General features: G+C 53.5%; 12 protein-coding genes and 1 riboswitch. Of the genes, 5 read left to right on the forward strand and 7 right to left on the reverse strand.

The genetic code is table 11. From position 1 onward, the window contains the following. Window positions 1–277: 277 nt before the first annotated feature. Both QQ91_RS06945 and QQ91_RS06950 read right to left on the reverse strand, forming a co-directional pair. Window positions 278–781, reverse strand: a complete 504-nt coding sequence (locus QQ91_RS06945) for a DUF3122 domain-containing protein (protein WP_166281418.1) — start codon at window positions 779–781, stop codon at window positions 278–280. 338 nt (window positions 782–1119) lie between these two features. Further along, window positions 1120–1902 (reverse strand): sulfite exporter TauE/SafE family protein, encoded by a 783-nt coding sequence (locus QQ91_RS06950; RefSeq protein ID WP_166281420.1) that lies wholly within the window; start codon window positions 1900–1902, stop codon window positions 1120–1122. 277 nt (window positions 1903–2179) lie between these two features. Here QQ91_RS06950 and QQ91_RS06955 point away from each other — a divergent pair, with 277 nt between their 5' ends. After that, entirely contained in the window at window positions 2180–3712 is a 1533-nt protein-coding gene (locus QQ91_RS06955) for a YifB family Mg chelatase-like AAA ATPase (protein WP_166281422.1), read from the forward strand. 106 nt (window positions 3713–3818) lie between these two features. Beyond that, window positions 3819–4388: a hypothetical protein gene (locus tag QQ91_RS06960; protein ID WP_166281424.1), complete on the forward strand. Its 570-nt coding sequence runs from the start codon at window positions 3819–3821 to the stop codon at window positions 4386–4388. Between the two features lie 96 nt (window positions 4389–4484). Here QQ91_RS06960 and QQ91_RS06965 read toward each other — a convergent pair whose 3' ends face one another. Then, complete coding sequence (locus tag QQ91_RS06965) at window positions 4485–5468, reverse strand: lipase family protein (protein WP_166281426.1); 984 nt, start codon at window positions 5466–5468, stop codon at window positions 4485–4487. Window positions 5469–5888: 420 nt separating this feature from the next. Then, window positions 5889–5976: riboswitch (cyclic di-GMP riboswitch) on the forward strand. Window positions 5977–6064: 88 nt separating this feature from the next. Here QQ91_RS06965 and QQ91_RS06970 point away from each other — a divergent pair. Together QQ91_RS06970 and rbp are read left to right on the forward strand one after the other, a co-directional pair. Next, window positions 6065–6538 carry a thiol-disulfide oxidoreductase DCC family protein gene (locus QQ91_RS06970; protein ID WP_166281428.1) on the forward strand — a complete coding sequence of 158 codons (474 nt, stop codon included), beginning with the start codon at window positions 6065–6067 and terminating at the stop codon, window positions 6536–6538. Between the two features lie 244 nt (window positions 6539–6782). Beyond that, the gene (rbp, locus tag QQ91_RS06975; RefSeq protein WP_166281430.1) at window positions 6783–7082 is read left to right on the forward strand and encodes an RNA-binding regulator; all 300 of its coding nucleotides are present in this window, start codon (window positions 6783–6785) and stop codon (window positions 7080–7082) included. Between the two features lie 285 nt (window positions 7083–7367). On the opposite strand, the gene QQ91_RS06980 is transcribed toward rbp, so the two are convergent. The 3 genes from QQ91_RS06980 to QQ91_RS06990 all read right to left on the reverse strand — a co-directional run bounded on the left by QQ91_RS06980 (window position 7368) and on the right by QQ91_RS06990 (window position 9372). Then, on the reverse strand, window positions 7368–7577 hold the full coding sequence (locus QQ91_RS06980; protein ID WP_166281432.1) for a hypothetical protein: 210 nt from the start codon (window positions 7575–7577) through the stop codon (window positions 7368–7370). 222 nt (window positions 7578–7799) lie between these two features. Beyond that, window positions 7800–8423, reverse strand: coding sequence for a CBS domain-containing protein (locus tag QQ91_RS06985; protein ID WP_166281434.1), 624 nt, complete (start codon window positions 8421–8423; stop codon window positions 7800–7802). 31 nt (window positions 8424–8454) lie between these two features. Beyond that, on the reverse strand, window positions 8455–9372 hold the full coding sequence (locus tag QQ91_RS06990) for a hypothetical protein (protein ID WP_166281436.1): 918 nt from the start codon (window positions 9370–9372) through the stop codon (window positions 8455–8457). A 183-nt stretch (window positions 9373–9555) separates the two neighbouring features. Here QQ91_RS06990 and QQ91_RS06995 point away from each other — a divergent pair, with 183 nt between their 5' ends. Next, window positions 9556–12252: a response regulator gene (locus QQ91_RS06995; RefSeq protein ID WP_166281438.1), complete on the forward strand. Its 2697-nt coding sequence runs from the start codon at window positions 9556–9558 to the stop codon at window positions 12250–12252. Between the two features lie 346 nt (window positions 12253–12598). On the opposite strand, the gene QQ91_RS07000 is transcribed toward QQ91_RS06995, so the two are convergent. Further along, window positions 12599–13585 carry a 2-hydroxyacid dehydrogenase gene (locus tag QQ91_RS07000; RefSeq protein ID WP_166281440.1) on the reverse strand — a complete coding sequence of 329 codons (987 nt, stop codon included), beginning with the start codon at window positions 13583–13585 and terminating at the stop codon, window positions 12599–12601. Window positions 13586–13608 lie beyond the last annotated feature (23 nt).

A 13608-nucleotide genomic window follows, 5' to 3' on the forward strand; every position in this document is an offset into this window, starting at 1 on the left:
ATGGGGACACCGACCCCTGTTCAACATTATGAGGGCCGCGACAAGGTTAGATCAGCGTGTAGCGGCCAAAACTTGATGATTTTTATTGCTTCGCTACCCGTCTGCAGCCGCCAGGAGCAGTGGCAACACTTTGCCCCCACCCAACCACACCTCCAACCACTTCGGGTAGGCCCAAAGCCAGGTCAGGCCATTTAGGGGGCCACAGCAATCTTCCCTGAAGCGGCGCACATTTTTACCGCAACGGGCCTGAGCCCCACGGTCACGATTCAGATCTGGGCTAGGGCAACGGGGGGGTCCACTGTTTGATGTCCCACCACTCCCGCACCACGGACTGAGGGACCCTCAACCAGCGTCGCCCTTGGCTTCCGGCCACCTCAATATTCAATCGAGTCGGCCGATCGAGGGATCGCATCACTGGCGCCAGGTCATACTGTCCCACCTCCGAGGACACTGGATTAAGCTGTGGGTCCTGGGCCGTAACATCGGGTAGGATCCATTCCTGCTGCTGGTCTCGGAGGCGGAGAGCCTGGGGATGCGTTAAATCAAAGGCACCTGGAAAGGCAATCAAGCGCAAATACATTTCTGCCGTCTGGTCAGATCGCAGGCGCTTAAACACAATGGCTTGCCATGCTTGCTGTTGATCATCTTGAACCGACCGTCGCGATCGCACCATGACCTGGGTCGAGGATTCAGGATAAACATGAACCGTGGCCTGGACTGGGGCCGCCATCAGGAGGCAGCCGAGTATGCCCAGAATCAGGATCTTCAATAAGAACTTCACCGCTTTCCTCCCTTCCCTTGCGGGCGTTTTTTTCTAGATTTCCTTCGAGGTCAAGTCAAGGCCAAATCGAGGCCAGGTCGAGCCTATCGATCCTGCGCTCTTTGGGGCCAAGGCTGAGCAGAACGGGTATCTCCCTAGCATCGTTCCAGATCCGCCACCTTCAAGGAGTCAGACCTGACCCCGGCGCGATCACTCAGTTACTCGGCCCCCCGACCAATGTCCCAGCCCGCCAGAACCGGCTGAGGCTGGATGAGCGGGCTGGAGTCGGCGGCCCCCCCCGCGGATTAATGGCTTCGAGAACCCTGGTTCCCCCTCCCTCTCAGATCATGGCGTGGTGGTCAGCCAGTGGCCAGCCGAAACGCTTGCCAGAAGGTGTAAATTGCCAGCAGCACCAGCAGGCTGCGAAAGGCAAGGCCGACCAGGTGATCGGGTAATTTGGGCAACCAGCGGGTGCTCACCTGCGCTCCCAGCCAGCCACCTAGCCCCAGTATGATTCCCGGAGCAAACAAGACATTGCCATGGACAGCATGACCAATGCAGGCTGAGAGGGCAGTTAAGACGATGACCCCCAGGCTGGTTTGAATGGCCACCTTGAGGGCGTCTCCCAGCAGCAAAATTTGCAGCGGCACCAAAATGATGCCGCCCCCCACACCAAACAGTCCGGCTAGCAATCCGGCCAAGCCCCCTGTGCCAATGCGAGCAAGCATGGGGGACTGCAATGGCCGATGGGGGGGGCTACTGGACCCTCTGGCGATCGCCCGGCGGCGGAGTTGGAACAAATAGAGATTCAGCAGCAGGAGCAAACCAAAGCCCACCAGCAACCCGGCCTCTGAAAATAGTCCGGCCAAGTAGACCCCACACTGAGCTGCGCCCAGAGCTGGCAGCCCCAAGGCCATCACCGCCCAGGGCTGCAAAACTCCCATGCGCCAGTTTTGCAGTGTTCCTGACAGGGCCGTGATGGCGATCGCCAGGGTACTGGTGCCCACGGCCTGGATGGGGGATCGGCCCAAGGCCACCAGCAGCGGAACGAGAATAGTGCCGCCGCCAATGCCCAGGAACCCGGCTAGAAACCCAGCCAGAATTCCGCACAGTCCCAGAATTGCTAAGCTTACTAGATCCATTTCCTCTCCTGAGTTTTCGGACTACAACAGGACTTGAATTGAGCCCGGACGCCCCCAATCCCCTCCACTGCACCTGGGCGATGGATCTGGGCGATGGATCTGGGCGATGGACCTAGACCTGACAGGAGGGCCACAATGGGATGATCGCCATGGGATGATCGTCATCGGATGAGGACCCCCGCAGTCTAAAGTATTTCAGTATTTTTGCCAGACTTTTTAAAAGGCATGGAAAACTCAAAATAGATGCATTTTGAGGGATATTCCTGGGGATGGTGCCATGTTATCTCGGGTGTGGAGCGCTGCGTTAATTGGCATTGAAGCGCTCAAGGTTGGAGTTGAGATTGATGTTTCCGGCGGGCTTCCTGGAACAGTGATTGTTGGACTTCCCGATACCGCGGTGCAAGAATCTCGGGAACGGGTAAAGGCGGGATTACGAAATTCGGGATTTGCTTTTCCAGCCCGTCGCATTGTGGTGAACCTGATGCCCGCCGATCTGCGCAAGGAGGGACCCAGCTTTGATCTGCCCATTAGCGTCGGCATTCTCGCCGCCACCGATCAAGTGAATCCCGACCCGCTCGAACGCTTTCTGTTCCTAGGAGAAGTGTCTCTGGATGGTCGGCTTCACCCCATTAGTGGGGTATTACCGATTGCCGCAGCAGCAGCGGGGCTTGGGTTTGGCGGTGTGGTGGTCCCTAAGGCGAACGCAGCGGAGGCTGCCGTCGTGGCTGGACTTGAGGTTTATGGATTTGAAACGCTGCTAGAGGTGAGCCAATTTCTCAACCACACTCAGGATGTCCAACCCCTGGTGCTAAAGGAATCCTATTTTCAACACTCGAAGTCCATCCCGGCCAAACTCGACCTTAAGGATGTAAAGGGGCAGGCCCATGCCAAGCGCGCCTTAGAGATTGCGGCCGCCGGGGGCCACAACCTGATTTTTGTGGGTCCCCCCGGCAGTGGCAAGACCATGCTGGCCCGGCGATTGCCCGGTATCTTGCCTGATTTAGGCTTCCAGGAAGCGCTGGAGGTGACCAAGATTCATTCGGTGGCCGGACTACTCAAGGAGCGAGGCACCCTGATTCGAGATCGCCCCTTCCGCAGCCCGCACCACTCAGCCTCGGGTCCTGCCCTGGTGGGCGGTGGCAGCTATCCCCGTCCGGGGGAGATTTCCCTGGCCCATCAGGGTGTTTTATTTTTGGACGAACTAACGGAGTTCAAGCGAGATGTGCTGGATTTCCTGCGCCAGCCCCTGGAAGATGGCTTTGTCACGATTTCTCGAACGCGCCAGACCGTGGTATTTCCCGCACAGTTTACCCTGGTAGCCAGCACAAATCCCTGTCCCTGCGGCTATTTTTCTGACCCTATCCAGGCCTGTACCTGCACACCTCGGCAGCGAGAAACTTACTGGGCCAGGCTGTCAGGTCCGCTGATGGATCGCATTGACCTGCAAGTGGCCGTAGGCCGGCTGAAGCCGGAAGAGATGACCCGTCAGCGGGAGGGTGAACCCTCGGCGGCCGTGCGCGATCGCATTCTGGCCGCGCGCGAAATAGCCCGGCAACGGTTTGCGCAACAGGAGCATCTGTATAGCAACGGTCAGATGCAAAGTCGGCATTTGCGGCAGTGGTGTCAACTTGATGACGCGTCGCGATCGATCCTGGAAGCGGCCATTCAACGCCTGGGGCTCTCTGCGCGGGCGATGGACCGGATTCTGAAGGTGGCCCGCACGATCGCCGATCTCGATGGCCAGGGGCAAATTCAGTCTAATCACATTGCCGAAGCCATCCAGTACCGCACAATCGATCGTCTCCAATAAACCTTGTCAGGGCTAGGGCATCAACTATAATTCATTAGCCAGAACCCATGGGCTGATCTGGCACCTTGGAGCCTTGATCCTCAGAATAATCAGAAATCGATGACCTATGAATACCTCAGAACTCCGATCTGACTGCTTAATTGTCGGATTCCAAGCCTTGCTTTGGTTGACGCTGCTGTTTTTAAGTTGCTTTGGCTATGACTGGATTAATTTTTCGCTATTGCAGGATTGGACACCGCTATTAATCCTGTTGCTGTTGGGTCTTGCCTATCCCCTGGGCATCATTCAGCAGGCCCTCATTGGGAATTTGTTTAACCATCAACGATTGAAAAAACTGAGCCAATCTGACCCCGAGCCAAGACGATCTACTCCCTTTGACCAGCTCATTTACATTGCCACAATTCATCCTAATCTTGCCCAAAATCTGCAGCAAAATATGGCAAGGGCACACCTGACCCGAACCACGGCGGTCAATCTGGTGCTGGTTTCTCTGGTGGGATTGATCTTTTATTTAACGCAAGTGGGCTTTACCTGGCGTGGATTTACCTTCGGGGCCTTTGGGTGCCTCGTGGTTGCCTTGGCAAGCTATCGGGCGCAGGTGTCTTCCACCCACGACAATCTTGCTCAAATTCGTCGAGTGTATGCCGTTTTAAAGTCGGCAAAAGTCACCTCCTAAACAGCAATGAAACAGCCATAGCCTATGAAAATCTGTGCTTTGAGCACCAGTGGATCGCTGGCGAAATCTCCCAGGACGGAGTAAACCTTCGAGCCATTAAGCATTGGCAAAACCTGGAGCCAGCGTCTCCTCCGGTAAAAAGGGGAGGGCGGTGCCAAGGGCCAGGGTCTTAAGCAAGGGACGCTGGGCCGGGGAGAGTTGCTGCCGGGCAGCCAGGGTTTTGACCAAGCTGTGGATGTAATGGTGCAAGCTGTGGTCTTCCACGTGCTCATGGATTTCCCGAATATTCCGGCGAAATAGGCTGCGCTGTAGGGAAGCCCACAATCCCTGAGCAGGCCGTATCGGTGGTTTCCAGGTTTGGATAAGGGTATTGCCCACCTGCTCACTGTCGTGGAGCAGTATTTCTTGACCAAAATGGGCGTAGCCTCCCTGCCATCGGGTAAAGGGGGAGGTGGGAGGAAGATGGGGCACAATATCGTCATCGTGAATCACCCGAATCAGGGGGCGATCGGCTAGATCCTGGGCTCCAGCGGGATCTGTGATTTTAGGCTGACCAAAGGTGACGCATTGCTCCACTGAAAACCCCTTTTCTGCGAGAAAAAGCATCAAAATGGCTGCGATCGCGCCCCCTAGACTGTGTCCGGTCAGGCGGATTTGATAGTTGGCGCGCAAATGGGGCGCCAGGGCATGGAACACCTCCGTGGCAGCTTGGCGAAACCCTTGGTGCAAATCCACGTTTCCACAGGGATCGGCCAGGGCATGATTCTTCCCCAGGGGAGATCCGGGCCAAGGGCGATCGCGTTGAGGGGGACACTGACGCTGGGTGTAGCGTAAATTGAGCAGCCAATTGCGCAGGTTACTGGAACCGCGCACGGCAATCCATTGACGGCGGTGCTCATCGTCCACTTCCAGAACCACATTCACTTCGGAGACCGGAACCTCCTGAATCAGGAGATGACGTTGTGGCCGATGCCAACCGAGCTGTGTAGACAAGGTCCAGCCGAGTTCAGAGAGGAAATAGGCACTCTGGGCCCGAAGAGCATAGTCGAGTAGATCCTGGTAGTGAATTTTGCGTTCCATGATGTCCCACCCCGTTTCATTGCTGTCTGGAAAGGAAAGGTCGCCTATAAGCGCCTATCAATGCCCATCTTCTAGTTTGCTCAAATCCCAAGGTAGCCACTATGACTGCGATCACGACGTTGCGGTTAACTGACCGCCGCAGGCCTCAGCGGGGGGATTGCTTCTAGGTGGGGTAGCACTTGTGATCAATTTCGAGGACATTGAACCGCCGTTTCTTAGTTTTGGCGGCTCATTTCTAGGGCGGCGGTGCCTTGCCTCTGTCCCTTGGCAGCGATCGCCCCTGAGGAGGATCGCAAATGTATGACGAAAACTACACAATTTAAACTGCAATCTCCGTGAATATACTGTTATCGAAGGTTATTGAAATTCACTACAGTAAGGTCATAGAACTGTCATACCCCCCGCAACAGTTCATCAATGTCCCCGAAATGGCAACTTGTTCCGAAAGGCCAAGGCGCAAACTAGCAGACCTAAGCAACAGTGGGGTATGGATGCTGCTAATACCGAAGGGACTTTTCATCTTGTCACAACTGAATCGTCTAGGGCTTTGACCGAGGAAATCCTCTAGCATGGGAGTGTTCCTCCGCTGATTTCCCATGCGCTCAACTCAGATTCCCCATCCTGGATCTCATCCTGCCGATCAAGTGAGTCAGGTCAGGCCTTCTCTCCCCTCTGGACATCGTCCGATCGTGTTTTTTGATGGGGAATGCGTGATGTGTAATGGGTTTGTGGACCTGATGTTACGCCTAGACCCTCAGGCTAAGATTTTGCTCGCGCCCCTTCAGGGCAAGACGGCCCAACAGTATCTGCCGCCCCAGCCGTCCAACCAAAGAGAGTGGACCCTTTACTATCTCACCACCGAAGGATTATTTGATCGATCGGAGGCCGTACTGCGCATCTGCGGAGACCTGGATCACTGGATGCGGCTGTTCAGCGTTTTCCGAGTCATCCCTTTACCACTTCGAGATTCTCTCTACCGGTTTGTGGCCCAACATCGCTATGACTGGTTTGGAAAGCGCGATTCCTGTCGAAGGCCGACCCCGGAAGATCAGGCTCACTTTTTACCCTAGGGAACTGAGGAGCGACTTAGAGGGGGGGTATTGATAGTGTATTTATGCGGACGCTCTGTTCAGAGGGTTAGAGATCTTGGGTGACAATGCGCTTCATTCTGTGCTAAGGTGTAAAACATTGTCGGTTATGTCTGAGATTTCTTTCGGTTGACTCATTTGATTTCTTGCCTTGCTTGGTTCAGTAGAATAAATTTGCCTCTCCGAAATCAGCTCGCCACAGTCTTAGCTATTTGGAGACTTTTTTATGTCTATTTACGTTGGTAACTTGTCCTACGATGTGTCTCAAGACGATTTGAGACGTATCTTTGAAGATTACGGGTCTGTTGTTCGGGTTAGCCTACCCATGGATCGCGAACAAAACCGCCCTAGAGGCTTTGCCTTTGTTGATATGTCTGACAAGACAGAGGAAAGCGCAGCCATTGAAGCGTTAGATGAAGCGGAATGGATGGGTCGCACCCTGCGGGTAAACGAGGCCAAACCTCGTGAAGACAACTCCTCCAAAGCCTCCTGGAAAAACCCTCGTCAATTCTCCTTGAGTCGCTAGTTTGGGGGATCGCCGGATTAGAACCAAGCTTTTGTAATCCTGCATCTTTCCCGCATTGACTGGAGTCACCTGCTCCTATTGCATTGATTTTGATGCAACCCAACCCCGCAAAGTCCTTCTACTTTGCGGGGTTGGGCTTTTTACAGTCCAGACCCAGATCGCGATTCAGGCGATAGCCCACCGCACTCTCAACAGAATCCGTGCTGGAGCAGAACCTTGCTGGCGTTCATACCAGTATCCGCTTAACGGGAAATCCGCTCCCCTCCCGGCAATGCCCTAGAGATTCTATCCCACAGAAGAAAGTCCTGAAATCATCACGTGATCCAGGGAAACGCCCACCTCCAGGGCCACCGACTCCAGAGCCGTCGCGATCGCCATCAGGGGGGCTGAGGTTAGCGTATATCCCTGATTTTGGAGTATGACCGTGGCCTTGCGACGAATGAAGACCTTAGTCTCTGGAGCAACCTCGGTAGAAAAGTTCAGGATATAGTGCATGGTAAATCAGGCGCAATTCCGTTCACTGCAAGAGCTGTCACACTCAGCTCCCCAAGTAACATTTACTCGTTTGACTATACACACCACTCAGGTCCTATTCGGGGGCGCATCATCGCACCAAGGAAAAATCCAAACCCGCTTGAACAGATAGAACCGTGACTAGGATACCCAAACTTGGATAATTTTGATCAAGCGTCTGTCAGGCCGCGCTTCCTGAGGGGGCTAACCACTGCACCAGGCATCATACTCCTTCGTCGCGATGGCATCGGGAAAGTCATCACAATAGAGATCAAAGGCCGTGCGCTCTAAGCGTTCCAGACGCAGGTAAGCCACCTCTGCCTGCAGCTCTTCAACCGCCTTCCAAGCCTCTGCACATAAATTGGAACCATGTCCAGTTTGGGAACAGGTGGCCCTTGCCTGGTCAATGGCCACCTCCAAGGCATCATCGAGCTGCATTTTAGTATGGGTGAATCGATGGCTATATTCCAGTAAATCTGCGTAGGAAATGATTCCCAGAAGCTCTTGTTGAATCACCGGAGCCTGACGCACCTGGCTATTCACCAGCAGTCTGGCCACGTAGTCCAGCCCTAAATCGGGATTGATAGTTATGCAGGGTTTGGTCATGATCTCCAAAACGCGAATGGCCTCGGGACTTCGACCGCGGTTAATCACCTTAGAGACAATATCGGTATCGGTGAGAATGCCGTAAGCATCCTGGGGATGACGCCGATTTACCACCAGTGCCTGTAATCCCTCCTCCCGCATCAGGTCAATAGCCTCTTGAACAGTGGCAGCACTGCGGATAGTCATCACATTGGGATTCATAATGTCTGATGCGCGAAGCATAGGGCCTTACCATGACTCAACTGCCGAGGGTTTAAGAACTTGATCCATTGATAGCACAGGCGAGTTGGCTGCCTGAGCCGTTCAGGCAAACTGGCCAGTCGTATTCTTCCTTTGCATCGGGCGAGGCGGCTTTTGACACCGTCCAACCCCACTGATCTCCGACGCTTCCCCAGCGGTGAAAGCGCCAGCCGCCGCAATCAAAGGTGAGGAGATCTCCTCTCACTGGGGGAAAGCTGCCCATTAAGGCTTCGATTTGTGCGGAGGTCAAAACCCATTGACAGGCCTGAGCGCGCTCAAGGATTTCCAGATATGCAAACTGATCCCACAAAGATACTGGCGTTCGCGCTTCCATGAATTGGGGAGCAGGATCGGCGGCGGTGCAGGGCAGATCTTCTCCAAGGGACTGATCTGGCAAGGGGGAATGGGATTCTGAGGCAGTTGTCCTGACATCGCTGGCAGTACAGTGAAAGGGAAAATCGTGGTCCCGGAACCAGCGCCGACTCAGGTTCTCGGAAAGAGCCCAAAGGCGCTCGGCTAACGGCAGTTGGTCTGAATCAGCAAGCTGTTGCGCCCTTTGCTGCATACGGTTCACTAAGCCAGGATTGAGCAAGTGCCGATGAGCCTCCAGCAGATCCAGAGGATCCTCGGGGGCTGCGCGTAACACCGTGTCGATGAGCCGGTCGTAGGGCGCAGGATCCTCTGGGCGGCATCCAGTGGCCTCATCGCAAATTAACAGATGATAAAGCTGCCGCGCTAAGTTATGCAGATAAATCCCCTCCGGGTGATCTCCTTGGCGCAAGCGCTGCTGAGCGGTCTGTTCCAGAAGCTGTATCAGGTAAAAATCAATCAAATCTTCATGCTTTCTTAATACAGTCCATTCTTCTCCCTTGGGCGCCTTTGAAAGATGCTGAATTAACTTTAAATACGACTTCAACCGCTTTTGGGCCATATTTATCCTCCCATCGCCTCCGGTCTTGCCGGGGCGTCATAGCTTTACTCTAAGTCTTGAGTTTGAGGAAGTTGTGAAGTGCCTGAGACCTCGTGGTTTCAGCAGGATGTAACGAACTTTTATGGCGAGGGCTTCACAGGGGAAATAAAAGACTAGGGTAGGGATAAGTGCTAGGACAGGCCTATGAAAATTCTGGTAGTTGAGGATGATGACCTGGTGGCAAAAACGCTGCTGACCATCCTTGAGGTGCATCGTTATGCGGTAGAGATTGCGAAGGATGGGCAATCGGCCCTGGATCTTTTGGCCGTTTTTGAATACGACCTGGTGATTCTAGATATTTCCCTACCGAAGCTCAGTGGCCTGGAGGTCTGTAAGCAGGTGCGGACCCAGGGGCTCTCGATGCCTATCATGATGCTCACCGCCCGCGATAGCAGCAAGGCAAAAGCGGCAGGCTTGGACGCTGGCGCGGATGATTACGTGGTGAAACCCTTTGATCCCAGTGAACTGGTGGCGCGTGTCCGAGCCTTACTGCGGCGCACCAGTTCTGGCACTGAGCCTACCCTGGCTTGGGGAAAGGTGACCCTTGATCCTAAAAGCTGCGAAGTGCACTACGACGCTCAGCCCATTGCTCTGACACCAAAGGAATATGCCCTCCTGGAGCTATTTCTGCGCCACAATCGCCGCGTGTTTAGTTGCGGCATGATTCTAGAACATCTGTGGTCCCACGGTGAAACCCCTGGGGAGGAAGCCGTTAGAACCCATATTAAGGGGCTGCGCCATAAACTCAAGGCCGCGGGTGCGGCCTCGGACTTCATTGCCACGGTATATGGGATTGGATACCGTCTCAATCCTAGCCTGGAGACTCAAGATGGCCTACCAGACGGCCCCCCCCTAACGGATTCGACTCCGGCAACGGGAATGGATCATTGGGGCGATGTTTCGCTCCGGGGCAAGCTCCAGGCCGTCTGGGAACAGTCCCAGGTCAATATTTCCCATCAAATTGAACTGATTCAGGTGGCCATCACCAAGGCTCGTCAAAACGCGCTCTCCCACGAAAGTTGTGAAACGGCGGTGCGCAATGCCCACTCGCTGGCGGGCTCCCTGGGCACCTTTGGGTTGACCCAGGCATCGGAACTGGCCCAGCAGTTAGAGCAGCGCTTGCGGCAGCCCCCTCCTCTGAAGCCCTCTGAACTATCGGAATTATCCCAGGGGGTACAGCAACTCAAGGATCTTGTGGCACAGCGATCGCCGCAGTTCCCCAAGATGCACCAGTCTCAGCACCCTATTCTAGAGAGGACTCCTCAGCTTTCGGAGGGAAAAATCTTAGCCGTGGACGATGACCCCAGCATTCTCGCCTTGCTTCAGGTGATTCTCTCTCCCTGGGGACTGGAAGTAACCACACTATGCGATCCCAAGCAATTCTGGCAGAGCTTAGAAACGGTCCGACCCGATCTGCTGATCCTCGATATTCAAATGCCGGACATTACCGGTTTGGAACTTTGTCAAGCCGTTCGCAGGAGTGCCGTCTGGTCCCGATTACCGATTCTTTTTCTAACCTTTCACCGGGATGAGAGCGCTCTGAATCAGGTGTTTTGCGCGGGGGGAGACGATTTTGTTTCCAAGCCCATTGTGGGGCCAGAACTCGTGACTCGCATTCTCAATCGTCTGGAGCGATCCAATACCTTGCGGGGACAGATCAGTCTGTCACAGAGCCCATTGACAAAGCAACAGTCCCCCATTCCTGCCAAGGACGCTGCCCCCAGCCAAAACCCAGAGGGGCAATCCCTTCCCCCGGACAATCGAGAAATCATGAGCTTGGGGGCGGAGCAACTGTTTAAAATTCTGGACATTGCCGAAGATGCAATTCTTGGGATTAATAGCCAGCAAAACATTATTTTCTTCAATCAAGGCGCGTCCCACATCTTTGGATTTGAACCGGCTGAAATTTTGGGTAAGCCATTGGATTGGATCATTCCTGATCGCTGGGTTCAAAGACATCAACATCATGTGCGAGCCTTTGCCCAGACCCGCCAACAAACTAAGCCCATGGCCGATCGTCAGGAAATCTATGGCAAGCGTCGGGACGGAAGCGAGTTTCCGGCCGAAGCATCCATCGCCAAGATACCCAGCGAGGCTGGCATCATTTTTACAGTGATTTTGCGAGATATCAGTGAACGCAAACGGGATGAACAGCTTAAAGATGAGTTCATTTCTACCGTAAGCCATGAACTGAGAACTCCGCTAACGGCTATTCATGGATCGCTGAAAACCCTGGCCCAGGGTTTGATATCCCAGGATCCTCAGCAATCTCAAGATCTGCTTTCCATTGCGGTGAATAGTACCGACCGCATGGTGCGGCTGGTCAACGATATTTTAGATGTCGAGCGCATTGATACTGGCAAGATTCCCATGGATCGTCACCTTTGGGAGTTACGAAAACTGGTGGACCGCGCCATTCAAGAGGTCCAATTCCTGGCAGAGAAGGCCCAGGTGCAGATGGAGGTGGAGATCACATCCATGCAGGTTGAGGTGGATGGCGATCGCTTTGTTCAGGCCCTGACAAACCTGCTCAGTAATGCCATTCGATTTTCCGATCCCCAGCAAACGGTGACCCTGCGCTTAACCCAGCAGGACCAGCATCTACTCTGTGAAGTGCGCGATCAAGGTCGGGGAATCCCAAAAGATAAACTTGCACAAATCTTTGAACGATTTCGGCCCGTGGACTCCTCCGATGTCCGCGATCGCCAAGGCACAGGCCTAGGATTGGCCATTTGCCGCAGCATTATTCATCAGCATGGCGGAAAAATCTGGGTCCAAAGTCAGTTGGGCCAGGGCAGTCAATTCTTCTTTTTGCTACCCTGTAGAGCTAAAACACAATGAGAATAGCATCCCTCGTATTCAAACTTGATGTAGAGCTTGGGTTACTGCGTTGAAATGGAGCCTTTTGGATAAGCTACTCGCCAACTCAACCAAGAGCGTTACTCCCTTTTTTCCACTTTAAGCTCTCTCAAGGAACAACTTGGATGCTATTCTCATGAATCGAGACAGATTGTTCGCTGAACAGCTTTTTTACCTCTTTACTAATGGAACATTGGCTGTTTAATCTGCCAGGGAAGCTATAAGCTTCAATTACTAATATAGATCGATTTAGAAATATGGAAAGTCTATTTCATGAAAGTTTTTTGTCTTACAAGTAACGACTTGCGGTGATGTAAAGATAAATGTCTCACAGCTGATTTTCGCAGGGGTATCCCTGTTCAATTTTGCGGATGTTGGCCAGGGTAGTCTGGGCAATGGTTGCCAGGGCTTCTTGCGTAAAAAAAGCCTGATGGGCTGTGATCACCACATTCGGAAAGGATTGAAGGAGTTGAAAGGTATCATCTTGAATAATGTGGTCCGAGAGGTCTTCAAAGAACAAATTTTCCTCCTCTTCATAGACATCGGTGCCAAAATAGCCAATTTGGCCGGACTTGATGCCGGTAATAACGGCCTTGGTATCCACAAGGGCGCCCCGGCTGGTGTTGATTAACATGGCCCCCGGCTTAAGGGCTTGGAGAGTGTCTTCGTTAATCAGGTGATAGGTAGTAGGCACCAAGGGGCAGTGGAGGGAAAGAATGTCCGATTGTCCCATCACGTCTAACAAATCCAGGTAATCAATCCCCTGCTTGACGCAGCTAGGATTGGGGTGCACATCGTAAGCAATGACTCGACAGCCAAACCCCTGCATGATTTGGGCAAAGCATTGGCCAATTTGGCCGGTGCCTATCACGCCAACGGTCTTGCGGTGCAAATCAAATCCGAGCAGGCCTTGGAGGGCAAAATTATCGTCGCGAACGCGATTATAGGATCGATAAAGTTTTCGATTCAACATCAGGATCAGCCCCACGGCATGTTCCGCCACCGCATAGGGAGAATAGGCAGGCACCCGCACCACGGCAATGCCCAGATCCTTTGCAGTGTTGAGATCCACGTGATTGAAGCCGGCTGATCGCAAAGCCAACAGTTGGGTGCCGGTGTCCGCTAAACTGTGCAGAATCCTTGCTCCCAGATCGTCATTGATAAAGGCACAAATGGCGGGAAAGTCCTGGGCGAGGGTCACTGTATCGGCCGTTAATCGAGTATCAAAGTAGGTGAGGTCATGACCAAACTCCTGGTTCGCTTGATCAAAGCTGGCCTGGTCGTAGCTCTTAGCGCTAAAAAATGCAACTCTCATGGGAAAATTCAATCTGCAAGAAA

The sequence above is a fragment of the Lyngbya confervoides BDU141951 genome (genome assembly GCF_000817775.3).
Taxonomy (GTDB): Bacteria; Cyanobacteriota; Cyanobacteriia; order Thermosynechococcales; family Thermosynechococcaceae; genus Lyngbya; species Lyngbya confervoides.

Bases quoted from the DNA above. Each gene is read 5' to 3' on its own strand.
- QQ91_RS06950 (WP_166281420.1), bottom strand. From the start codon at position 1,902: ATGGATCTAGTAAGCTTAGCAATTCTGGGACTGTGCGGAATTCTGGCT.
- QQ91_RS06980 (WP_166281432.1), bottom strand. From the start codon at position 7,577: ATGCACTATATCCTGAACTTTTCTACCGAGGTTGCTCCAGAGACTAAG.
- QQ91_RS06985 (WP_166281434.1), bottom strand. From the start codon at position 8,423: ATGCTTCGCGCATCAGACATTATGAATCCCAATGTGATGACTATCCGC.
- QQ91_RS07000 (WP_166281440.1), bottom strand. From the start codon at position 13,585: ATGAGAGTTGCATTTTTTAGCGCTAAGAGCTACGACCAGGCCAGCTTT.
- QQ91_RS06960 (WP_166281424.1), top strand. From the start codon at position 3,819: ATGAATACCTCAGAACTCCGATCTGACTGCTTAATTGTCGGATTCCAA.
- rbp (WP_166281430.1), top strand. From the start codon at position 6,783: ATGTCTATTTACGTTGGTAACTTGTCCTACGATGTGTCTCAAGACGAT.
- QQ91_RS06955 (WP_166281422.1), top strand. From the start codon at position 2,180: ATGTTATCTCGGGTGTGGAGCGCTGCGTTAATTGGCATTGAAGCGCTC.
- QQ91_RS06995 (WP_166281438.1), top strand. From the start codon at position 9,556: ATGAAAATTCTGGTAGTTGAGGATGATGACCTGGTGGCAAAAACGCTG.
- QQ91_RS06990 (WP_166281436.1), bottom strand. From the start codon at position 9,372: ATGGCCCAAAAGCGGTTGAAGTCGTATTTAAAGTTAATTCAGCATCTT.
- QQ91_RS06970 (WP_166281428.1), top strand. From the start codon at position 6,065: ATGCGCTCAACTCAGATTCCCCATCCTGGATCTCATCCTGCCGATCAA.
- QQ91_RS06965 (WP_166281426.1), bottom strand. From the start codon at position 5,468: ATGGAACGCAAAATTCACTACCAGGATCTACTCGACTATGCTCTTCGG.